This window comes from Dyadobacter sp. 22481, assembly GCF_052044875.1.
Classification (GTDB): Bacteria; Bacteroidota; Bacteroidia; order Cytophagales; family Spirosomataceae; genus Dyadobacter; species Dyadobacter endophyticus.
In genome coordinates, this window is the sequence record NZ_JBQENV010000001.1 from 182,247 (window position 1) to 205,073 (window position 22,827).

Annotated in this window: 17 protein-coding genes; 15 read left to right on the top strand and 2 right to left on the bottom strand. The window is 48.9% G+C overall.

Annotated elements, in window-relative coordinates; translation table 11 throughout:
• Positions 1-32 precede the first annotated feature (32 nt).
• The 8 genes from ACTJJJ_RS00710 to ACTJJJ_RS00745 all read left to right on the top strand — a co-directional run bounded on the left by ACTJJJ_RS00710 (position 33) and on the right by ACTJJJ_RS00745 (position 7,165).
• Complete coding sequence (locus ACTJJJ_RS00710; protein ID WP_440701121.1) at positions 33-1,796, top strand: tetratricopeptide repeat protein; 1,764 nt, start codon at positions 33-35, stop codon at positions 1,794-1,796.
• A 99-nt stretch (positions 1,797-1,895) separates the two neighbouring features.
• Positions 1,896-2,306: a globin domain-containing protein gene (locus tag ACTJJJ_RS00715; RefSeq protein WP_440701122.1), complete on the top strand. Its 411-nt coding sequence runs from the start codon at positions 1,896-1,898 to the stop codon at positions 2,304-2,306.
• Positions 2,307-2,532: 226 nt separating this feature from the next.
• Positions 2,533-3,576, top strand: a complete 1,044-nt coding sequence (locus ACTJJJ_RS00720) for a sensor histidine kinase (protein ID WP_440701123.1) — start codon at positions 2,533-2,535, stop codon at positions 3,574-3,576.
• Complete coding sequence (locus ACTJJJ_RS00725) at positions 3,569-4,246, top strand: LytR/AlgR family response regulator transcription factor (RefSeq protein WP_440701124.1); 678 nt, start codon at positions 3,569-3,571, stop codon at positions 4,244-4,246. The genes ACTJJJ_RS00720 and ACTJJJ_RS00725 overlap by 8 nt, the downstream gene beginning before the upstream one ends.
• 123 nt (positions 4,247-4,369) lie before the next feature.
• Entirely contained in the window at positions 4,370-5,281 is a 912-nt protein-coding gene (locus ACTJJJ_RS00730; RefSeq protein WP_440701125.1) for an ABC transporter ATP-binding protein, read from the top strand.
• A 3-nt stretch (positions 5,282-5,284) separates the two neighbouring features.
• A complete protein-coding gene (locus ACTJJJ_RS00735) occupies positions 5,285-6,061 on the top strand; it encodes an ABC transporter permease (RefSeq protein ID WP_440701126.1) in 777 nt (258 codons plus the stop codon).
• A 197-nt stretch (positions 6,062-6,258) separates the two neighbouring features.
• A complete protein-coding gene (locus ACTJJJ_RS00740) occupies positions 6,259-6,660 on the top strand; it encodes a VOC family protein (protein ID WP_440701127.1) in 402 nt (133 codons plus the stop codon).
• An 82-nt stretch (positions 6,661-6,742) separates the two neighbouring features.
• The gene (locus ACTJJJ_RS00745; protein WP_440701128.1) at positions 6,743-7,165 is read left to right on the top strand and encodes a VOC family protein; all 423 of its coding nucleotides are present in this window, start codon (positions 6,743-6,745) and stop codon (positions 7,163-7,165) included.
• Positions 7,166-7,489: 324 nt separating this feature from the next.
• On the opposite strand, the gene ACTJJJ_RS00750 is transcribed toward ACTJJJ_RS00745, so the two are convergent.
• Complete coding sequence (locus ACTJJJ_RS00750) at positions 7,490-8,719, bottom strand: exo-beta-N-acetylmuramidase NamZ family protein (RefSeq protein WP_440701129.1); 1,230 nt, start codon at positions 8,717-8,719, stop codon at positions 7,490-7,492.
• Positions 8,720-8,882: 163 nt separating this feature from the next.
• Positions 8,883-10,340, bottom strand: coding sequence for an alpha/beta hydrolase-fold protein (locus ACTJJJ_RS00755; protein WP_440701130.1), 1,458 nt, complete (start codon positions 10,338-10,340; stop codon positions 8,883-8,885).
• 435 nt (positions 10,341-10,775) lie between these two features.
• On the opposite strand from ACTJJJ_RS00755, the gene ACTJJJ_RS00760 reads away from it, so the two are divergent.
• The 7 genes from ACTJJJ_RS00760 to ACTJJJ_RS00790 all read left to right on the top strand — a co-directional run bounded on the left by ACTJJJ_RS00760 (position 10,776) and on the right by ACTJJJ_RS00790 (position 22,557).
• Positions 10,776-11,114 (top strand): PadR family transcriptional regulator, encoded by a 339-nt coding sequence (locus tag ACTJJJ_RS00760; protein ID WP_188931697.1) that lies wholly within the window; start codon positions 10,776-10,778, stop codon positions 11,112-11,114.
• A 7-nt stretch (positions 11,115-11,121) separates the two neighbouring features.
• A complete protein-coding gene (locus tag ACTJJJ_RS00765; RefSeq protein ID WP_440701131.1) occupies positions 11,122-13,722 on the top strand; it encodes an ABC transporter permease in 2,601 nt (866 codons plus the stop codon).
• A 134-nt stretch (positions 13,723-13,856) separates the two neighbouring features.
• Positions 13,857-14,114 carry a GlsB/YeaQ/YmgE family stress response membrane protein gene (locus ACTJJJ_RS00770; protein WP_440701132.1) on the top strand — a complete coding sequence of 86 codons (258 nt, stop codon included), beginning with the start codon at positions 13,857-13,859 and terminating at the stop codon, positions 14,112-14,114.
• A 386-nt stretch (positions 14,115-14,500) separates the two neighbouring features.
• Complete coding sequence (locus ACTJJJ_RS00775; protein ID WP_440701133.1) at positions 14,501-18,619, top strand: hybrid sensor histidine kinase/response regulator transcription factor; 4,119 nt, start codon at positions 14,501-14,503, stop codon at positions 18,617-18,619.
• A 193-nt stretch (positions 18,620-18,812) separates the two neighbouring features.
• Positions 18,813-20,042, top strand: a complete 1,230-nt coding sequence (locus tag ACTJJJ_RS00780; RefSeq protein ID WP_440701134.1) for an amidohydrolase family protein — start codon at positions 18,813-18,815, stop codon at positions 20,040-20,042.
• Between the two features lie 65 nt (positions 20,043-20,107).
• The gene (locus tag ACTJJJ_RS00785) at positions 20,108-20,692 is read left to right on the top strand and encodes a DUF4082 domain-containing protein (protein WP_440701135.1); all 585 of its coding nucleotides are present in this window, start codon (positions 20,108-20,110) and stop codon (positions 20,690-20,692) included.
• A gap of 683 nt (positions 20,693-21,375) precedes the next feature.
• Complete coding sequence (locus tag ACTJJJ_RS00790) at positions 21,376-22,557, top strand: IPT/TIG domain-containing protein (RefSeq protein ID WP_426295210.1); 1,182 nt, start codon at positions 21,376-21,378, stop codon at positions 22,555-22,557.
• Positions 22,558-22,827: the final 270 nt, after the last annotated feature.

Here is a 22,827-nt window from a genome sequence, read left to right on the forward strand (position 1 = left end):
AAACAGACTGGCGGAACGTCTCGATGAAATTAATGCTCTACCTCCTGCTCATTGCTACTTTACCCGTTTTTGCACAGTCTCCCAAAATTGATAGCCTCCAAAATCTTTTAACCAAAGCACAATCGGACACCACACGGGTGAACCTGATCTTTGAGATCGCAATGGAATCGTGGAGTACTGCCCCGGAAAAGACATTGGCCAATGCGGAAAAAGTGTTGTCGATTTCACGTAAAATAAACTACCCGAAAGGCGAGGCAGACGGTGAATATGCGCTCGGGGTATATTATTGGCAAAAAAACAAATACCCCCAAGCGCTTGCCCATTATTCAAAAAGTGAGAAGATCTCAAAAGACATCGAAAACGAGATTGGCGTTGGCAAAGCCATCGCTAGTGCGGGAATTATCTATGGCGAACAGGGAAATTACGGTCATGCGCTGGACAATTATTTACAAGCGCTGGCTATTTTTCAGGGTCTCAGGGATCAGAAGCGCAGTTCCAATATCCTCAACAGCATTGGTAATGTCCATAAAAACCAAAAGAACTACGATGAGGCGCTGAACTTCTACAAGCAGGCGCAGGCGATCTGGATGAAAGCGGGTGACCGGAAGTCGCTTGCCGGCTCCTACATTAATATCGCCTCGATCCAAATCCGGAAAAAAGATTTTAATGCGGCACTCGCCAGCGCACAAAAAGGATTGGAGCTGTTCGACCAGTTCAAGGATATAAATGGCCAGATCATTTGCCACAACAATCTCGGCGAGATCTACTTCCAAACCGGAAAATATGACTTAGCCGCGACGGAGTATGAAAAGGCACTGGCCATCAATCATGAATTCCAGCGGAAACCCGCGATGGTTAGCTCTTATAATGGACTGGGCCATGTTTATTCCAAAACCAACGATTTTCAAAAGGCGCTTACCAGTTATCACCAGGCGGAAGAGCTGGCCAGGACTAGTGGGGTACGGCCCGCATTGCAGCTGGCTTATGAAGGATTGGCGCACGTTTACGGGCAGAGCGGCAAATTTGCCAATGCATTTCGCTATCAGGAATTGGCGATGGTTTTAAAAGACTCGCTGTTCAATGAAGAGAATACCGTAAAAATGACCAATCTCCGCGTGCATTACGAAAACGAGCGGAAGGAATCGGAGATCAAGCTGCTGCAAAAAGAGAAGGACCTGGGAGATGCCACCCGGAACACCGTTATGGTGGCATTGGCCGCGATACTCATACTTGTAGCCCTGGCTTTTAACAGGCAACGATTGAAAGTTGGCAAAGACAAGGAACTGCATGCCGCCCAAAGAGCGCTTGCAGACATTGAGATACAAAATGGTTTTGAAAAAGAGCAGCGCCTCCAAGCCGAACTGGAATTCCGGAACAAGGCGTTGACCACCCATACTTTAAACCTGATCCAGAAAAACAGTATCCTGGAAGATATCCGCCAAACGGTTTCGCAAGCATTGAAAACGGGCCCCAGGGATGAAAATACGCCGCTATTCAGCAAGCTCATCAACCTGATCGATTACAGTTTCAACCAAGACAAGGATTGGGACGAGTTCAAGGCCTATTTTGAAGGGGTTCACCCGGATTTTTTCTCCAAACTTAAAAAAGCCAATCCCGAACTCAGCGCGGGCGAGCTCCGGCTTTGCGCGCTCATCAGACTGAACCTCAATTTAAAGGAATCCGCGGGGCTGCTCAGCATTTCGCCGGACAGCGTCAAAACTGCCCGCCACAGGCTTCGGAAAAAGCTGAAACTGGGGGAGGAGGGTAGTTTGTTGGATTACCTGATGGGTATTTAAAGGCTGATTACCTATTGTATACCTCGCTTTTTTGGTGTTGCCGCCGAAAATCAATCTCTTTGGTCAGGCAAATTCTTCGTCGATATAAACAGGCAAACCGTGACAGACCGGAAAATATTGATCATCAAAACAACCTGGAGCTACGCCATTTCCCAGCCGGAGATGACGGGAGAAATGTTCTATGAGGCGCTTTTTGAAATCGATCCCAGCTTACAGGCCATGTTCCCGCGCGATATGGAGCAGCAGGTAAGAAAGCTTACCGACATGATCACGTACATGGTGAGCCGCCTGCAAACGATGTCTGAAATACAGAAAGACATCGATGCAATGGCCGTTCGGCATGCTGGGTACGGCGTAAGGGGCCGCCATTATGCGACGGTGGGAAAGGCATTGTTGCAAGTGCTGGAACAGCGTCTTGAAGACCGATGGGATGAAGAAGCCAGTCAGGCATGGAACGAGCTTTACGATATCTGGGCGACGTCCATGATCAAAGCCGCGCATAAGGCGTGATAGCCGCGTTGTATAGTAATCAGGTAAATCGCCGACGTAAGACAACATACCGCAGGTCAGTGTAGCGTCATAGATAGTCACGTCGCCGCTTGATGGTATTTTACTTACAATCCGGTATTTAGATACCAGAACAAGCAATGGTCGATAAAATCGGTTTATTGACGGGCAAAAAATACCTGTTGAGCCAGTTTTTTTCTGTTGAGAATGGAAATGGGTATTATCGCGTATGATTGAGCCGACAAAAGAAGCATGGCAGCCGTTGCTGGAAAAGAAACTTCCGGCGCTGTTGCATGTGCTTGCGTGGGGTATTTACGCAACCCTGGTATTCTACGGGAACTTCGCCCGGATGTCTCCGAAAGCCTTCTTTGTACATTACGGTCTGGCTTTCGGGATGCATGCAGGCAGTTTTTATCTTAATTACCTCTATCTGGTCCCCAAATCGCTGCCGCGGCACAGTGTAACGCGGTTTTTGGGGATAAATCTGCTGGCAGCGCTGCTGATGGCGGCAGCTGTCCTCGTGGTAGAAGACTTGTTGCTGGCTGAAAGTAATTGTGTCAAGCGGATAACCAATGGCGATTTATTGCCTTTGCTGACCCGGATTAGCAATTACATTATTTTTGCCCTGTTCGGGCTTCTTATAAGGTTGAGCGTTGATTGGTACAGGAAGGTTCAGAGGGACAAGGAAAAGGAAAACGAGCACCTGAAATCCGAACTCGCGGTTTTAAAGGCGCAGATTAATCCCCATTTTCTTTTCAACTCGCTGAACAATCTGTATGCACTCTCGCTGCGCCAGGCAGCCGAAACACCAGATGTTATCCTGCGTATTTCTGAAATGATGCGCTACCTGTTGTATGAGACCAATGCCGAAATGGTCCCGCTCGAAAAAGAGATCGAGATGATACGCACGTATGTGGCCATGCACGAGCTGCGCAGCAAGTCGGGGGAGGGGATCCAATTTGAAACGTCGGGTAACCTGCAAGCGGTGATGATCCAGCCGCTGTTGCTTTTGCCTTTGGTTGAGAATGTATTCAAACATGGATCGCTGCCGATGGCTATCAGGGTCAGTTTTGCCGGCAACGTGCTCAGGATTTATACCGAAAATAGGCTGCGGGCGGCGGGGCCGGAGCTTTCAGGCGGCGTTGGCATTGCCAATCTGCGCCGCAGGCTGGCGTTGCTTTACCCCCGGGTGCACGAACTGGCATTACAGCAGACGGGCGACTCGTTCACCGCCGATCTTACCATTCAATTGTCAAGCACTGCCCATGATTAAATGTATCGCCATCGACGATGAATTCCTTGCACTGGAAATAATTGAAAATTACGTCTCCAAATGCCCCTTCCTGGAACTTGTTGCCGCCTTTGCATCTCCTTTGGAGGCGCTTTCCGTTCTTAATGGTACAGGCTGCGATCTGCTGCTGCTGGATATCAATATGCCCCAGGTCAACGGCCTGGACTTTCTGTCGGCGATCGCCAATCCGCCGCTGGCAGTGCTTACGACAGCCTATCCCCAGTTTGCGCTGGCAGGTTTTGAAGCCGATGTGGTCGATTACCTGGTCAAACCGTTTTCTTTCGAGCGCTTTTTGAAGGCGGTTCAGAAAGTGCAGTCGCGCCTGGCACCCGTCCAGGTCAGCGGACCAGAATACCTTTTCATCAGGTCGGCTCACAGGATGATCCGTGTAGATCTGGACGATATCCTTTTGCTCGAAGGGAAAAAGGACTATGTCGCCGTACATACGCCAGCTCAGGTGATCGACACGCTAACAACCCTTACCGCATTCCAGGACAAGCTGCCTGGAAAAGACTTTGTGCGCGTGCACCGCTCTTTTATCGTCGCCCTCAGCAAAATCACCGCCATCGAGCGCAACATCATTTATATAGGAGAAAGGAAGGTGCCGATCGGTGACCTGTTTCGCGAAGAGCTGCTGAGGCGCATTGGCTAACGTGCCGGTATTTTGGTCGGTCATTTCAATGCGTTCGAAGGCAAATAAAGCCCGTTGGTGATTTTATTTCCGCTTGTGAAAAGCTACGTATTTCTTTGATACACAATCAAAACAACAACGGAAATGAAACAAGCGGTTATCGAAACTGACCATTTGGTTTACAGCTTTCAAAAAGGTCAAAAGGTTCTCGACGACATTAATCTACAGGTACCGCAAGGCAGTATCTACGGTTTTCTGGGGCCGAACGGCGCGGGGAAAACAACGACTTTACGACTCTTACTGGGGCTTCTTCGTAGCGAAAATACCGGGATACGCCTTTTCGGTTATCAGATACATCGCAGCCGGATCGAGATTTTACGGCGTATCGGCTCGCTGATCGAGCAGCCTTCGCTTTACCTGCATTTGACCGGACAGGAAAACCTGGAAGTGTTCAGGCGATCCTATGATTGCCCCAAAAGCAGGGTTGAACAGGTTTTGCGTATCACGGGCCTTTCCGATGCGGCCCACAAAAAAGCAAAGACTTATTCGCTGGGTATGAAACAGCGGCTTTCAATTGCGATTGCCCTGCTGCATGACCCCGAGCTGCTGATCATGGACGAGCCCACCAATGGCCTGGACCCCAGTGGTATCATCGAGATCCGCGAGCTGATCCGTGATTTGAACCAAAACCAGGGAAAGACAGTGCTCGTTTCGAGCCACTTGCTGGCAGAAGTGGAGAAGGTAGCGACGCATGTGGGGATTATTCATAAGGGCAAACTGCTTTTTCAGGGGACATTATCCGAGCTGCAAAGCCTGCAACACCGGCACGCGCTGCTGGAAATCGAAGTTGACAACCTTACCAGGACCGAGCAGATTCTCGCAGGCCGGTTTTCTGTCTTTGTCAAAGACGGCTTTACTGTCCATGTTGGCCATTCAGGCCCGGATGAAGCCGCATTGATTAATCACATGCTGGTCGGAGGTGGCGTCCGGGTGAGCCGGCTTGGCGCGGTTGGCAACGACCTGGAAGAGCTTTTTTTACAAATCATTTCAGCCTGACCGATGAAAACAAGATTTTTTGCTAACACGTCCGCAGAGTTCATTAAAACCAAAAGAAGCTTTGCCCTGTGGCTGACGATCCTTGCCGCAGCATTCATTCCGGCGATCAACGCGGTCATTCTGCTCGAACGGCCCGAGGTGCTGCTGACAAAATTTGAACAGACTCCCTGGCTGACCTTCCTGCGGTTTAATTGGAAGAACGTGGCGGCGGTGATCCTGCCAATGTATATCATATTGATCACAAACCTTGTCGTGCAGATCGAATTCCGAAGCAATACCTGGAAACAGGTGTATGCCTCGCCGCGGCCTTTTGCGGACATCTTTTTTTCGAAGTTGCTGGTAATCCAGGCACTTGTGCCGTTTTATATCATTTGTTTCGATGGTTTTGTCCTATTGTCGGGGCTGCTCGTTCATCGCCTTAATCCGGCCTATCGCTTAACGGTTACCAGCATCGACTGGCAAAATCTGCTGCTGATTTCGGGCCGTGTTTACCTGGGCTGCCTGTCCGTCTCGATCATCCAGTACTGGCTGAGCCTGCGTTTCCGGAACTTTGTCATTCCGCTCGGTCTTGGGCTGGGACTATGGATTACCGGCATCATATTGATGGATTGGGACAAATCGATCTACTATCCTTACGTATATTCCGCATTCATGTTTTTTATCGATTTCGAAAAGGAGCCCGGGCAGCTTGTCGTGCTTACAGTCAGCTCACTGACCGCATTGGTGTTGTCAATCGGCTTTGCCTTTTACGACATCAAACACATGCCGGAAAAAGGGTAGCGGCCTAGGTGTAAATGCCGATCAGCAGGGAGAATACCGGCTGTCACTTCCGGCGGGAACTTATCTATTGAAGGCATGCGGGGTTGGGTTTAGGCATTGGAGCAAAAAAATGTCGGTTTTGCTGAATTTGCTGCTGACATACTGTTGTCAGATGATGGTTGTTTCTTTGGAAAATCAAGCATTAATCGAGCCAGTCTATGACATTCATTTCAACACGGATCATTACCGCCGATATCGATCGGCTTATTGATTTTTATCAGGAAATCACGGGCTTTCCTGCCAACCGATACACCGAGGATTTTGCCGAGTTTCGCACACCAGTCGCTGTACTCGCAATAGGCAGTATCCGTACTTTGCAACTGTTTGGTGGCGAGGGCGTTGCCTCACCGGCGGCAAACCGTTCGGTAATTCTTGAATTCCGGGTTGACAATGTGGATACATATTACGAGCGACTTGCAGCCTACCTCGGCGAAGCACTCGTTCAGGAGCCAACGACAATGCCATGGGGAAACCGCTCGCTGCTTTTCCGCGATCCGGACGGTAACTTGGTCAACTTTTTTACACCAGTTACGCCAGAAGCGGCCGCGCGGGCGCGCTAGGGCTATCTATCATTCGGAAGAGCCGCTAACTTCCTCAAATCTTCGAGCAAAAGATTCGACCAACTCCTAAATCTGGCTTCCTATGAAAACTCCAGACAACATCCGGCAGGCGGTGCCCTTTCTTTGGGTTTCAGATATGGATAGGTCGCTGCGATACTATGTCAACGATCTAGGCTTTGAAGTGAGCAATCAATGGGTCCCCGACGGGCGTATCGAATGGTGCTGGCTGCAATTAGGCGGTGCTGCATTGATGTTGCAGGAAGTGCGGAAAAATCACTTGGACCAGTGGTTCGCAGACGGTAAACCCGGGCACGGCGTTACCATTTACTTTATTTGCGATGACGCCTTAACGGTTTATCGGGATGCGCTCGCACGAGGTATTGCGTTGGAAACGCCATTCGTGGGAAATGGCATGTGGGTAGTAGGTATGAGCGATCCGGACGGATATAGTTTAACGTTTGAAAGTAAAACAGATGTTAAAGAAGGAACTGAATATACGGATTGACAGTCAAAAGCTTCGTCGTTTTTCTGACAGCCCCAAAGAGAAACAAACATCAACGCCGTCAACGCGCGGATTTTTAAAGTTTTCATATCCTTTCGTTTAATTTTTGGTCAAAACTACCCGGATATAGTGCTCATGGACAGGGGCGTTGCGTAGACGGCGCATTTATTGAGCAGGATTTACTTTTTTGCCGGCCGACGGCATCAGAAAGTCTGGCAGTTTCAAAGCTAATCTTGTTGTCTGCCGTCAGTCTCAATCACAAAACAAAGCTGTAAAGAACCCCTAAAGTCAGCAGTACCGCTTTGGGGCTGTGTAGCGAAAGCCCCCTTAGGGATATAGGAGATACTTCTTTCTGATCGCCTTAAACTGCTGCAATCCGGGCTCCCAACTTTTTCTGATGTCTGCTTCCGATACGCCCGCTACGATCTGTTTTCGCAGTTGATCAGTTCCGATTCGCAGGTCAAAGGCGGATATGTCCTGGTTAGCCCTTCCGGGGGTAAAGAAATGCGCTTTATCCGGATAGGCATTGTACAACTCGATGAGCCACGCTAAATTGATCTGGCGGCGCTTGCGAAGACTGGCCATATCGTATTCCCGAAGGTCGAGCCCGTAGCAAACAGAGTCTTTGTGATTGGGCCGCTCGCTCATTCCGGGAATACCGACCGGTTTGTAAGAAAATGGATACTTGCCTTTCAATGCAGGCGCCCCCAGAATAGTAAATGGCATATAGGTTCCTCTTCCTTCATTGATGGCTGTTCCTTCGAACATACATAAGCTGGGGAAAAGCATGACAGCTTGCCGGCTATTCAAATTTGGCGAGGGATTGATCGGTAATGCATACGCCATATCATGATCATAGTTAGCGACCTTGATGACCTTTATTTTGCATTGTTTTGGCAGATATCCTTCACCGTTAAGGTATTGGGCAAATTCGCCGATTGTCATGCCGTGCGTCATAGGCGTATAATGGATCCCTATGGCAGATTTAAATCGATCATCCGTCATTACCGGTCCGTCCACCACATATCCGTTTGGATTGGGCCTGTCAAGAATGAGCAGTTCTTTATCATTCTCTCCACAGGCTTCCATTACATATTCAAGGGTATTGATATTGGTATAGTAGCGACAGCCCACATCCTGAATATCAAATACAAGAAGGTCGATATCCGCCAGTTGTTCTTTCGTCGGTTTCTGGTTTTTTCCGTATAAAGAAATGATTGGAATGCCGGTTTTGGCGTCCGTCTCATTGTTTACCGCGGCTCCGTTACTGGCGTTGCCACGGAAACCGTGTTCAGGTCCGAACACTTTAACAATCTTGATACCTAGGCTCAGCAAGCTGTCTACGCTGCTCTTTGTGCCGATGATGGAACTCTGATTTGCCACCAGGCCAATTCGTTTCCCCTTTAGAAGCGGCAAATATTTTTCAGTCTGGTCTGCACCCGTGATAATTTCCTGATGGTCTGGTATACGTTGGTTTGCTGATGCAATTTGTGCGACGCATTCAATAGTGCCGATCGTCAGAATCGTCAAAAAAAGTATTGAAAAAAGTTTCGTCATTTTTGTTAGGGTTATGATTGGGTTGCCATTCGTGGCCAGCCAGGAAGTTCCTTAAGTGATAAATGGCAAATTAGCCAATTTAGGTGAATGAATGTATTTGTATGAAGCACGTCTTATTTACCATTTTTAGGCAAGTTTTCAAACTGCTCGCCGGAAGGCCTTCTTAACGCTTGATACGGACAAGCCACTCCTGATATTTCTTTAATAAAAAGTCATTCTGCGCTTTGCCGTACGCGGGAGTAGCTACGGTGAAATGTGTACCGGGATAATACGCAAATTCAATGTTGGCACCCAGTTTTTTCATTTCCGTTTCCATTATTCTGATGGCAGGACATTGGGCGTTGTCCTCAGTGCCGACGGAAATGCGTAGCTTTCCATTCAGATCCGTTTTAAGATTTCCCCAATGCTTGATGATGTATTGCGTCAAGTCATATTGTTTCCAATGCGCTAATACCTGACGGTCAATTTTGCCCGTTTGGGGGTCATAAAGCGGAATGGGCAATCCATCCTTTCCTTTAGGTCCAAACACGGCATCGAAAGAGACATTTTGCTCGCCGCGATAGATCACCTGCTCGATACTGTGCGCGATGTTTGGTCGGTCATAAACCGACGGCAGATCCTTCCTTTTATCAAATTTGGCCCAATCAACAAACTCTACACGTTTGTGATCTGTGTACAGGTTGGTCTCATTGAACCGACGAAAGTCCACGGGATCAGGCGCGCTTGCGTTGCCGCCCGCAAATAGCGAGGGATAATGTGTCATCAGGTAGGCCACGGTCCATCCACCGCTGCTGTGGCCGCGTATTACCCGGCCGCCATTTGTCCGGAAACAACGGTCGAGTTCTGGTATAAATTCCTTTGCGAATGCGTCGCCGACGGGGCCATTATTATCGCTGTTGGCGTAGGTACTATGGCCGAGCCGACAATCGCCATCCAGGTATACCTTAATGCAGGCAATCGTGTCGAGAGGAATTGACGCTGCGGTGTCTGTACTTTCAGTTTTAGAATAATGATAATAAGCGCCACCAAAACCGCCGACCATAAAATAGACTGGAAAGCGTCTTTGGGGTTCGGTGTAGTACTGAACCGGTAAAATAACGGCTCCTGCCAGGTACTCGGGGCGGTGGTGAAACCGGCTTAACAACTTCGACCGGACTTTGATCTCTTTCACAAATTTACTATCAGCAAACACCGGTGTCGGGACCTTACTGTCGCAAACCAATGAGAAGCGCTCGGTGGTATCGCCCATCGTTATCTTTTGGGATGGATTATACATGTTTCCCGCGCTCTGTCCAATGACCCGGCCGCCGAGATCTCTGTCCCAAACTGCCTGAACAAAATAGTCACCCCGCGGGATGCGTGACAATAAATTGGGATAGGACAGCGCCGCGTCGGTAAAAACGACCGGCTGATCAGGCATCACATTACGAACATATACGCTATAACAGGGCCATCGGTTATGGTCTTTGGGAGTTTCATTTTTCTGGGAGAGATAAAGGATAACATTCCCCGTGAAAGGTCCTTGAAAAGCCGAAGATTTATATATAACGGAGAAATGCTGCGCTATGGTGGAACTTTGTGAGGCGATGAAGAGAGAAAGGGCGAAGGTGAGATATTTCATAATTACAACGGCATTTTTTTGTTTAAAGACATTTAGGGCCGCCCTCGCTTTGGGTTTTGATCTGTTTTTGAAACACAATAAGTGAAGTGTTTGCTGGATGGCCCTTCTAAACTGGTGGGTGTCTATGGCAGAGACGATTGACGCAAAGAAATGTTACAGATTCCGGCAGTATTAATTCCTCCTAAGGCAATACCACCTTTGAAGCGTTTAAATAGAGGTAATGGTGTCGTTCCAGTGCCCCGGTTCCTACCTGTTCAATCGCCGGACGACCCCGGAAGGCTTTGATGCCGCCCTCTCAATAATGGACGTATGCTGTTCGATAGCGAACAGTATATGTTTTAGTTGTTCTGATAATATGTTTATTTTCAACTATTTATAATGAAATAATTCCCTGGCAAGTTATTTTATCAGCAAATATGGAAATAACTAAATACGATGAACAGAAGCTATCTCGGCGAGTTTGAAGAAATCATCTTGTTGGCCGTCGCTGTAATGGATGGGAGGGCTTACGGCGTTGCGGTAATGCATGAAATTATGGAACAAAGCGGGAGGGTAGCCAGGCTGAACCAGGTACATTCGGCCTTGCAACGTCTTGAAGAAAAAGGGATGGTACGCTCGGCGCTCGGAGAACCGACAGCCGAGCGTGGCGGGAAACGCAAGAAACTTTTCACAGTAACTGCCTACGGGCAACGAACACTGAGAGAAATACAGGAGGTACGCACCAGTTTTTGGGACCGACTCGTAAATCCGTTTAAATTATCTATTTCAGAATGATTCAGCCATGAAGCAACCGCCCCGTTTAGCCGAAAATTTTTTGAAATGGTTTGTAGCTCCACATTTGCTGGAACCGATACAAGGCGATTTGACTGAGGAGTTTTACTATCAGCTCAAAACCGTAGGTTACCGGCGCGCGTCAATGCTTTACTGGTGCGGCGTATTGGGCTTTTTCAAGCCACGATACATCCAAAGACAGTCCGGCTTGAATTCTCCCAGCCCTTTATTTAGCCATCCCATGATCAGAAATTACTTTAAAGTCGCTACGCGGCACCTGTTGCGCAACAAGACGCTGTCATTCATTAATATTCTGGGCCTGTCACTTGGGATGACTTTCGCGCTCCTTATCGGAATGTGGGTTTATTTCGAAACTAGTTTTGACAGTTTCAATAAAAACGGCGAGCGGGTTGCACTGGTAATGAAACATACGCTCATGAACGACCAGAAAAATACATCCAGTTCGCTCATGATGCCGGTTTATGATGAGTTGAAAAACAATTATCCCGAGATTAAGCATATTTCCAGGCTGGATTGGGGCAGCACCCACAGCCTGGTTAGTAAAAACCGCAAGTTCAAAAAGCAGGGTTATTATGTGGACCCCGACTTTTTGCGAATTTTCACTTATCCTATTATCAAAGGCAATGCGGAAACCGCGCTACGTGAGCCCAATTCCATTGTGTTGACCGAATCACTCGCAGACGCCATCTTCGGGAAAGTCAATCCTATTGGAAAAGTAATCCGGATCGACAATAAGTATAACATACAGGTTACCGCCGTTATGCAAGATGTTCCCACGAATTCTTCCCTGGATTTTGAATATCTGGCTCCATTTGAATTTAAGGTACAGAATGATCCCGATGTGAAAGGGTCTCAGACGCGCTGGAATAACAGTTTTATCGGAACGGTCGTCGAAGTGAATGAAGGTGTTTCGATGGATGCGCTTTCCAAGAAAATCAGTCCGATGCTCGCTGGAAGAGACCCATATATCAAAACCCAGACCCTTTCACTGTATCCCATGGGCAGATGGCATTTGCATGACGATTTCAAGGACTGGGTCAATACCGGGGGGCAAATTCTGTTTGTGCGGCTTTTCGGTATCATTGGCGCATTTGTGCTATTGATCGCCTGCATCAACTTCATGAACCTGAGCACTGCCCGGTTTGAGAAACGGGCAAAGGAGGTGGGGATCCGTAAAGCAATCGGCTCACAGCGCCGCCAACTGGTCATCCAGTTTCTTGCTGAATCGTTACTGACTGTATTTCTGGCTTTTTTCCTGTCGCTTGTCCTTATCCAGCTGTTACTGCCTTTTCTTAAAGACATTGGATTTGAAAATATTCAGTTCGATTTTACCAATGGATCGCTCTGGGCCGCCGTTTTGGGCGTATGTCTGCTGACAGGTTTGCTGGCAGGTAGTTACCCTGCCCTTTATCTTTCCTCTTTTTTACCCGTTAAGGTATTGAAAGGAATACTGCAACAGGGAACCGGTACAGTAAACTTCCGCAAAACGTTGGTTGTGACCCAGTTTTTTATTTCCATCATGCTCATTATCGGCACCGTCGTTATTTTTCAACAAATTAGCCATGTCAGAAGCCGCTCCATTGGATACGATCCGGATAATCTGATCACGCTCGACGCGAGTGAGGATCTTGTTAAAAACTATGATGCACTCAAACATGATCTCCTAAATACCGGCTACATCGCCTCGGTAGCCAAAGCATCCAGTGGGATGACGTGGGTTAATAATGATTTTACGCATTTCAGCTGGGAAGGAAAAGACCCCGGGAGTGCCGTGACGATCAATGTTGTGATGACAGACTGGGATTACGAAAAGGCAGCGGGGTTGAAATTCATCGCCGGTCGCTCATTCGAGAAACGATATGCGACTGATTCAACCGCGGTGATCCTCAACGAATCTGCATTGAAACTAATCGGATATAAAGAACCCATTGGTAAAACCATGAAACTGGGCGATCAGGATTTAACCATTATAGGTGTTACTAAAAATGTTTTAATGCAAAACCCATTTAGTCATGTCAAGCCCGGTGTAATTCTCTTTAATGGGGGTAATGTAAATGCCATTCTGATCCGGTTGAAAGACCAGGCCGATTTATCGAAAGCCATCGCAGCAATGCAGCCGGTTGTGAACAAATACAATCCTTCACTGCCGTTTGAGTATCGTTTTGCCGACGAAGAATTCGGGAAGAAGTTTAGAATAGCGAATCAGGTGGCCAAACTCGCCGGGATTTTTGCGTGCCTTGGCATTTTTATCTCGTGCCTGGGTCTGTTCGGGCTGGCGATATTCATGGCCGAACGCAGGTCGAAAGAAGTGACGATCCGTAAAATATTAGGTGCAACGGTCACCAATTTGTGGCTGCTTTTGTCCGCAGAATTTGTCTGGCTGGTAGCCATAGCATGTATTCTGGCATCTCCTATTACCTTTTGGGTGATGACCAAGTGGCTTCAAACCTATGAATATCACATTGAGATCCAGTGGTGGATCATTCCTGCCGCGGCTATGGCGGCCATATTGATCGCCTTGTTCACCGTGAGTTTTCAGGCCATCAATACGGCTTCCCTGAATCCTGCAAAGACACTTCGTTCGGAATAGGATAGTGATCTTGGACCTCAATGCAGTTACCTATTGTTACAATCTGATTTGTTTGATTGATGTGTATTCCGCCGATTGGGTTCGAACCGGCATAGTTTTTGACGAGGTGCTTAATAAACAATCGAACATTACATATGGGAATCATCACATGGATTATTATTGGACTTGTAGCAGGTGCAATTGCGAAGGCCATCCACCCGGGCAAGGATCCGGGCGGCTTTTTCCTAACAATTATAATTGTTGGTGCGGTCGTTGGTGGATGGATTTCCTCATTGCTAGGCTACGGAACAGTGGATGGCTTCAATATTGGGAGTCTGTTTGTCGCAGTTTTAGGTTCGGTTCTTCTTCTGTTCATTTACAGAAAGTTTGCTGCCGGCCAGAACCGATCTTAAAGCGGCTGCTAATTCTCGCAAAAAGCGCATCAACTTAATTCAGCAACAGCCGTTACGCAATTAAGTTGATGTCCAACTTCAATGTACTGTATGCCGCCTTGTGGATAGCTCACAATGAGCTCCATTTGAGCATCTGCATTGGATTTTGGAGATCAGAAACGAAAATATTGACTTCACCTATTTTAATCAATTGATTTTTAAAATCGGTTGATACCGTTTATAATTGCATTTGCTTTGGTACCAATAGTTTAGGCTATCTTCAAGCCTATGAAATAGTCGCTCTTTTGCCATCGCTTTCAAGAAACTGGTCACATTGTAAGCATCGCCAGGATTGAACCGCTTGCCACCCGGAGTTCGGGTTATTCAAAGCATTAATATTAGTTTTCATGAAAATGTTAATGCATTTATGGTTAATGCTGCTGCTGTTATCTGCGGGCAAGAATGTTGCCCAGCCTCATCCTGCTAGCTTCAGGCAATTATCTACCCGGCAAGGGCTGTCGAATAATTTTATCGGCGCCATTTGCCAGGACCGGGAGGGTTTTTTATGGTTTGGTACCGCCGACGGGCTCAATAAGTTTGATGGCTACCAGTTCACAGCTTTCCGGTTTGATCCAAAGGCTGGTAGCAACACCATGCAGCATACCATCGTCACCGACCTTCATGAAGACCGAAAGGGGAGATTATGGGTGGCGACGATGGGGGGCGGTTTGCACCGGGTAGACAAGCGTACTGGGAAAGTAACGGCCTATAACCAGCTTCCGGGACTTTCCTATTACTGGAATGTCGATTTCAATATGTTTGAAGACAGGCAGGGCTACATATGGCTTGGCACTCCTCTTGGCCTGCTTCGTTTTGACCCCGCTACCACTAAATTCATTCCTTTTCCGATGGAGCGGGTCAATCACATCATCGGGCAGGATACCCGCGGCGACCTGCTCGTAGAAGTAAAATCCCGGGGCCAGCTTTGCAGGTTTGATCCAAAGACGGGGCATTTTGCGCCCATTTGGTTTCAATTACCAAAACTTACTCATAATCCGGATGTTTGGCGCAGGGCTGCCAGCGGGCGACAGTTCGCTTTGCCCTATCAAGCCGTCAAGCCTGTGAGCCCCTATGCTTTTATGCTCGACAAGTCCGGTGAACTGTGGATCGGAACGGAGAGCAATGGATTGTTTCGGGTTAAAATCACAGGCGACTCGCTCAGGCCCATTGCTTACAACCCGAAAGGGCTCGTATCGCAAACGATTTATGAAAGCGGCATTTTTGAGGATCGTGCCGGGTTTGTATGGGCTTCTTCACCGGAAGGGCTGCAACGCATAGATCCTAAAACCGATGAGCTGACAACCTATCGGGCCGAACCGACACAGCCGGGCAGTATGAGCAGCAATGATGTGCGCGCCGTTTTTCGCGATCGCACGGGCACCGTATGGATCGGTACCGATAATGGCATTAACCAGCTTCCTGCCGTTTCAAAGACATTCCAAACCTATCCCGCACATTTGCCGCATGCACCTGTCAGACTACCGGAATATAACTTTCAGGCCGTGCTGCGGGACCGAACCGGCACAATCTGGCTGGGCAGTTTGCAAAAGGGACTTTACCGCTGGCGCGCAGACGCCGGGAAGCTGGAACACATCCCGGCAAATCCAAGCGATCCAAGGTCCTTGGCAAGTGAAGGGGTTTCGACCCTTTTCGAAGACCGTGCGGGCCAGGTGTGGGTCAGTATCAAAGAGGCATTGCACCGCTTCGACCGCGCCAGTGGTACATTCAGGCGCTACCCCACGCAGGTGCCTACGATGTGCATGGATGAGGACCGGGACGGTAAACTTTGGATAGGCGGATCAGTAGGGCTGAAAGGAGCGGTCGGGCGGCTCGACCCTGCAACCGGGCAATGCCAGTATTACACGCGGGATGTTTTGCAACCCAAAAGTGAAGCAGCGTTGCGCCCATACCGAACGCTAAGCCACTTTCTTATTCTTGACCTGCTGGTGGGCCGAAAAGGGGAGATCTGGATTGCCACCGCCCAGGGACTGAACCGGCTTGATCCGGCTACGGGAAAATTCACCTACCACCAGGCCGGTCGGACTTATTTGCCGGGCCTGCTGACCGACAATTGGGTGCGTGCATTGTATGAGGACGAAAAAGGCATTCTGTGGGTCGGTACCCATCACGGCGGGTTGAACCGCTTTGATCCGGCGACGGGGCGGTTTTCCTATTACAACATGAAAGACGGCCTGCCTTCCAACCAGGTAGTGAGCATTGCCCCTGACAACTCGGGGAACCTTTGGCTGGGCACCGGTCACGGGATCAGCCGTTTCAATCCTTCTTCCCGCCAATTCAGGAATTTTGATCTGCAAGACGGGCTGCCCGATAATGAATGCAACCTGGGCAGCGTACATAGTCGGGACGGACGCTTGTTGTTTGGGACGATCAACGGCGCTGTTGATTTTGAAGCTGTGCAAATCAAGCAGAACAAGGTCATTCCTCCCGTGCAACTAACTGGCCTGATGGTTCAGGAAAACAGAAGGCCAGTTCCGGCCGGTATGCTGGAATTACCCTACGATGAGAATTTTCTTTCCTTTGAATTCGTATCCCTGGATTACAACGCACCGGAAAAAAACCAGTATGCATTTCAACTGGTAGGGGTGGACAACGATTGGGTTTACTCAGGGAACCGGCATTTTGCGCGCTATACAGACCTGAGACCCGGCACTTACACCTTCCGGGTGAAGGGCTCGAACAACGATGGTGTATGGAATCAGACGGGAGCTTCACTTCATGTAATCATTCATCCGCCCTGGTGGGAAAGCAGATGGGCTTATGCGCTATACGCGGTACTTGTCCTTATTCTTTTTTGGCTGGCACGGCAGCATTTGGTCAATCGGGAGCGGCTTCGGAGCGAGCTGAAATTACAACGGCTTACTGCCGAAAAGTTGCAGGAGGTAGATAAATTGAAGTCGGATTTCTTTGCCAACCTTTCCCACGAATTCCGTACACCTCTTGCGTTGATTAAAGGAGCGATCGACAAATTGAAAGCAGAGGAGAACGATAAGCATCGGGCTGATTATCAGCTTCTCGACCGGCAAGCGGGGCAGTTGCTGGATATGATCAACCAACTCCTGGATCTTTCCAGGCTGGAAGCGGGCAAATTAGCGCTTAATCCACAGCCTATCGATCTGAGTGATTTTCTTAGGCAACTCGGGGGATCGTTTGTGTCCCTTTTTGAAAGTCGGCAAATCAGTTACCGTTACACCGTGCCGCTGCAATCGGTTTGGGTAAATGCTGACCAGGAAAAGCTCACCCGCATCCTGTCGAACCTGTTGAACAATGCGGCCAAGTTTACGCCAGTTGGAGGCCAGGTGCAGTTTTCAGTATGGGCAGAAGCTATCCACGCCGGCTTGCTCGATTTGCGCGTGCTTGTGCAGGACACGGGAATAGGCATCCCCACCCAGCAGCTGCCCTATATTTTCGATCGGTTCTTTCAAGCCGACAGCTCCATTACCCGCAGTTACGAAGGCACCGGGATTGGGCTGGCACTGGTAAAGGAATTGGTAGAATTGCATAACGGAGCGATCGAAGCAGCGAGCATTGAGGGAAGCGGCACCACTTTTACGATATCATTACCATTTTTGGTTGTAGATCAGCAACAGCATGCCCGGCAAACGGCCGCAGATCTGTCGGCGTTACCCAACTCCTTAGCGGCCGGGGAGCTCAAACCCGAACAAGCGGGCCAGAAAGCACAGCTGCTTATTATTGAAGACAATAGCGATTTAAGAAATTTCCTCGTCGATTGTTTTGCCCCGGCCTACCGTACGCTGGCTGTGGATAACGGCAATAAAGGCTTTGACCAGGCCATCGCGCACCTGCCCGATCTGATCATCAGCGATGTGATGATGCCGGGAATGAATGGCGTAGAGCTATGCCGCCGCCTGAAAACAGATGAGCGTACCAGCCACATACCTGTTGTGCTATTAACCGCAAAAACCGGCTCCGAAAGCAAACTGGCCGGATTGGAAACCGGGGCTGACGAATACCTGACCAAGCCCTTCGACCGACAGGAGCTGGTAATGCGGGTTAAAAACCTTTTGGAAGGTCGAAAGAAACTGAGGGAGCGCTTTGGCCGACAGCTCGTTGTACAGCCGACTGAGGTGACCGTGACTTCGACGGATGAGAAGTTCCTGCAGAATGTTTTTGCATCGCTGGAAAAAAACCTATCTCATGCCGATTTTGACGTCAGCACTTTTTGTCGGGAAATGGGTGTGAGTCAAACTCACATGCACCGCAAGCTAACGGCGCTTTTGGGACAATCCGCCAACGATCTGATCCGCTCATTTCGCTTGAAGCGGGCGGCCAGTTTGCTGGGCCAGCAACACGGCAATGTCAGCGAAATCGCATTTATGGTAGGCTTCACCAATCCCAACTATTTCAGCAAATGTTTCCGCGACCAATTTGGTCAGACGCCTACCGAGTATGCCCGTATCAATGCAGCCAGCCCATCTTCAAAGTAAGCCATCGGCATAGTATCCGGCCGGGAGCGCCAGGCCGGGCACCGCGCATTGGTTAGCAGGATAATTTCTTTTTCCTACAAATTTCGACCATGGTCAATTTTTGCTGCATCGAGGGTGATCCGGACTAACCATTGCCCGGGGGATGAACTAGGTTTGGGCATTGATTCATTTTTCATAGCCAATCCTACATGCCATGTGTGCACGCAAGCTTTACCAGTGTAATGAAGTTTCTGATGAGTATAAGCCCCTCAACCGCCGGACCGCATTAGCGCAGCTTTCCGCATTCGCGGGCTTTGCGGCCTGGCGTGGCCAGATCGAGGGTGTACTGGGCCAAAAGAATAATGGGGTGCCGCCGCCAGTCCAGAAGCGGGTAAAGAAAATTGCGACCGAAGAAGCTTTCATGATTCCGGAAGTAGCCACTGCCGTGCGCGAGCTGGTGCGAAAGGGCGGATCGAACCTGGATATCAAACTGCTGACTACGGTGTTTGACAGTCCCGTCGTTTCCCAGGACCCATCAAAAGCACCGCCTCCGATATCCAACCGTGATGCGGGCGCCCGGTTGCTGCTACCCAGTCTGCTCGACCTGGACGCTGGCCGCCTGGCCACTATGGACGCGTCGGGCGTGGACATGCACGTGCTCTCATTGGGGTTGCCCGGTGTTCAGCTTTTTGAAACCGACAAGGCAGTAGCACTTGCCCGCCTTTCCAACGACCGGCTATGCGAAGCTATTCGCCGGCATCCGACTCGTTTTGCAGGCCTTGCCAGCTTTGCGCCCCAGGATCCCAGGCAAGCCGCTATGGAGATGGAGCGCTCTATTCGAACGCTCAACTTGAATGGCTTTCTGGTCAATTCGCATACCGCGAACGGGTATCTGGATGAACAGCGGTTCTGGCCGATCCTGGAAGCTGCCGAGGCTTTGGGCGCCCCGCTGTATATTCATCCCAGGGCGCCGTCGGATGGTATGGCCGCGCCTTTTCGCGACTACCGGTTGGAAGGGGCAATCTGGGGGTATGGCATCGAAGCGGGCACGCATGCGCTGCGTTTAATACTTAGCGGTGTACTCGACCGGTTTCCGAAGTTGCAAATCGTGCTCGGGCATATGGGTGAAGCGCTGCCATTCTGGCTTTGGCGACTTGACTTTATGGGCGCGCCGGGAGCGCGGGCTGGCCGGAGAAACCAGCTCAAACCCAGCGAGTACTTCAGGCGTAATTTCTCTGTTACCACCAGCGGGGTGGAGGACCCGCTCGCCCTCCGGTTTTGTATCGATAAGTTGGGCGTAGACTCGGTGATGTGGGCCATTGATTATCCTTTTCAACCCACCGCCCCGGCCGTCACATTCATCGATACCGCGCCGCTTTCCTATGCCGAACGTGAAAAAGTGGCCCATGGAAATGCGGAGCGGATTTTTGGTATTACGATGTGAGCAGTGCAGCATCAATCGAGTACTGTGTGGGTTACGATTACTAAACCAACAAAACTTCTTTCATCATGAAAAATCTATGGATGTGTGGCCTGCTGCTTGCGGTGGGGCTGACGGGTTGTGAGAAGAATGAAGCTGTCAAACCAGCCGAGAACCCGATAACGACCCTGTTGAGCGAAGAGTCGCAGGCGTTAAAAATAGTAGCATATCGGACTAACAGTTTTCGGGAGTCGGGTGTCCTTTTCAGCAGTTCCGTCGCCGGTAAAATCACCCAAGTGGGCAGCAAACTGCCGGACGCTGGTATTTATGTAGTTACGGTCTGGGATTTTAATAACGGACAAATATTGCTGCAAAAGACGGTGGAGCAAGAGGTCCCCGACAAACTATCACTCACCGATACAGACTTAGGGCCGCTGACTATCGACAAGCAATATGTGATCAGCGTCAACAACAGATCAGGCAGTCGCGGCGAGGGGTCTGTTGCCTTTGCCTTTAAAGCCAGCGGGGGCGATGTTTTTCCGACCAGTAAAGGCAGCATCACGATGCACGCCAGCCGCTCCGGTAACGGCAATACTGTTGCCTTTCCAGCCTCCTCTAATAACCAGTTCAGCACAATTTACGGCTTTCCCGAATTTACGTTTATCCCCGACTGAGCCGTTGAATGTCGACGGCGGTCGTTTTACCCTGAGTGTTCATAAAAACCGACAACCTCGTTCGGTCAGCTGGCCGACAGTACCCAATCTTGTGCACGTTCGCGGTGCGGTCAATGCTTTTTGCTGAACACGGACTTAGAAAAGTAACAAAGTAACCTGGAAGTAATGTTGTGTTGGCCCGAATCGGGAAGATCATGGTAACCGGGCTCTGACATACCGCCTGAGCAAACATATTGAGCAAAACAACTCGGAGATTTACTTAACGATATTGTACATAACGGCAAATTTCACATTATCATGCTTGTTGAAAAGTTTAACAAGTCGGGCGCGTCCACGTGCATCCAACTGCCATTCTTTCGATGCTTTGTCTTTCGATATCTCGTGCGAACCCATCACAGAGTCACCGGTATTGAGAATAAGTCCGGCTTGATGCTAAGGTTCTGGACCCGTCGGAGGTATTTACGCCGTTTTGCTGCCCAGAGGAGGGGCTGAATGTGCTCGGACGTCTATGAACTTGTGGCCGTCTTCGAGTTAGAGGTAGTATGTGTTATGCGGCTGGAGATTTGGTTAAAAAAGCAATTGAGCACTGCTACCTGACTATATCCAGTTTCAAATACATTTTCTACATTGTGCAATGCAATTAATTTTGAACGGTACGACACCGCATTACTGAAAGGCATTAAATGAAACTCCCGACTTACATTTCGATTTTATTGTTGGCTATTTCTCTTGTGAACTGTAAAAAGGATGCACCTGAAATCCCCGATTTGCCTCAAATTGACAATTTTTCTTTGCGTGAAGATACTGTTGGAGCAGTTGTGACAATTTTAGGAAAAAATTTCAGCGAAACATCTTCCAACAATATTGTCATCTTCAATTCCGCACAAGCCAATCCATTCTATTCCAGACGTGATACATTAAAAGTGAGGGTGCCGAACGGAGCGTCAACCGGTACGATTCAAGTGAAAGTTTACTCCAAACTTTGCGTAAGCAAAGACACTTTTTTTGTACTCACAGGAAAATGGACCAAAATGGCCGATTGTCCCGAAGGCGGCCGCTTCGATGCCGTGGGTTTTTCTGTTGGAAATATCGGCTATATCTCCAATGGAACGGGTTATGACAAATACCGCAAGGATACCTGGGCTTTTAATCCGGCCAGGAACACCTGGACGAGGGTTGCCGATTTTCCGGACGGAAATCGCAGGGAAGCGGTTAGTTTTTCAATTGGTAACAAAGCCTATGTGGGTTACGGAACCAATACGGACACATTCTCATCGATGCGCGACTTTTATGAGTTTGATCCCGAAACCAACAAATGGACCCGAAAAGCGGATATTCCATTGCTTTCAAACAACAATGCGGTGGGACTTACATTAAATGGTAAGGGATATATTATTACAGGTGATTTCAGTAAACAAGTTTTGGAATACGATCCGGTAAAAGACCACTGGACTCAGAAAAAAGATTTTCCTGGTGAAGAAAGGACAGCCGCGGCGGGGTTTGTCATTAACGGCAAAGGTTATATAGCCGGAGGAGGTCCCGGTCCCTTACAAGGATTTGTCGACCTCTGGGAATATGATGCCAGCGTTGATAAATGGACAAGAAAAGCAGATATGAAACCGATCGGCTATGAAGGAATCGGGTTTTCGGTGAAGGGCAAAGGCTATGTCGGCAACACGAACTGGGCATATAAACAGTTATGGGAATATGATCCGTCCAAGAACAAATGGACAAAGAAAAAGAATTTCCCAGGGATAGCGGTAAGTGGCTGTGTTTCATTTGTAATCGATGATATAGCCTACGTTGCGACAGGTGTATTAAGTAATAATGTTTCCAGTGAAATATGGAAGTTCGAACCGGAATAAGATAGTTTTACTACTTATCCATGTATTCGTTCTAATCAATCATAAGGCCATTCATGACTGACAAAGATGAGATCGTTAGCCTGCATTTAAAGGAATTCGCTGTTTAACGGACAAAAATATTAAGGAGAAAAAACCATTCTTTTTTAGAGCTGGGTGATGATACTTGTTGGATTTTCGATAGAGTATCAAAGCTAGCATGTTTCTTTTTTACCTATTAATCCGCACATGAAGAATGGGCCGCCACTTCAGACTGGATAGCGTGTAGCCACC

Bases quoted from the DNA above. Each gene is read 5' to 3' on its own strand.
- ACTJJJ_RS00710 (WP_440701121.1), top strand. From the start codon at position 33: ATGCTCTACCTCCTGCTCATTGCTACTTTACCCGTTTTTGCACAGTCT.
- ACTJJJ_RS00720 (WP_440701123.1), top strand. From the start codon at position 2,533: ATGATTGAGCCGACAAAAGAAGCATGGCAGCCGTTGCTGGAAAAGAAA.
- ACTJJJ_RS00725 (WP_440701124.1), top strand. From the start codon at position 3,569: ATGATTAAATGTATCGCCATCGACGATGAATTCCTTGCACTGGAAATA.
- ACTJJJ_RS00730 (WP_440701125.1), top strand. From the start codon at position 4,370: ATGAAACAAGCGGTTATCGAAACTGACCATTTGGTTTACAGCTTTCAA.
- ACTJJJ_RS00735 (WP_440701126.1), top strand. From the start codon at position 5,285: ATGAAAACAAGATTTTTTGCTAACACGTCCGCAGAGTTCATTAAAACC.
- ACTJJJ_RS00740 (WP_440701127.1), top strand. From the start codon at position 6,259: ATGACATTCATTTCAACACGGATCATTACCGCCGATATCGATCGGCTT.
- ACTJJJ_RS00745 (WP_440701128.1), top strand. From the start codon at position 6,743: ATGAAAACTCCAGACAACATCCGGCAGGCGGTGCCCTTTCTTTGGGTT.
- ACTJJJ_RS00750 (WP_440701129.1), bottom strand. From the start codon at position 8,719: ATGACGAAACTTTTTTCAATACTTTTTTTGACGATTCTGACGATCGGC.
- ACTJJJ_RS00755 (WP_440701130.1), bottom strand. From the start codon at position 10,340: ATGAAATATCTCACCTTCGCCCTTTCTCTCTTCATCGCCTCACAAAGT.
- ACTJJJ_RS00760 (WP_188931697.1), top strand. From the start codon at position 10,776: ATGAACAGAAGCTATCTCGGCGAGTTTGAAGAAATCATCTTGTTGGCC.
- ACTJJJ_RS00765 (WP_440701131.1), top strand. From the start codon at position 11,122: ATGAAGCAACCGCCCCGTTTAGCCGAAAATTTTTTGAAATGGTTTGTA.
- ACTJJJ_RS00770 (WP_440701132.1), top strand. From the start codon at position 13,857: ATGGGAATCATCACATGGATTATTATTGGACTTGTAGCAGGTGCAATT.
- ACTJJJ_RS00775 (WP_440701133.1), top strand. From the start codon at position 14,501: ATGAAAATGTTAATGCATTTATGGTTAATGCTGCTGCTGTTATCTGCG.
- ACTJJJ_RS00780 (WP_440701134.1), top strand. From the start codon at position 18,813: ATGTGTGCACGCAAGCTTTACCAGTGTAATGAAGTTTCTGATGAGTAT.
- ACTJJJ_RS00785 (WP_440701135.1), top strand. From the start codon at position 20,108: ATGAAAAATCTATGGATGTGTGGCCTGCTGCTTGCGGTGGGGCTGACG.
- ACTJJJ_RS00790 (WP_426295210.1), top strand. From the start codon at position 21,376: ATGAAACTCCCGACTTACATTTCGATTTTATTGTTGGCTATTTCTCTT.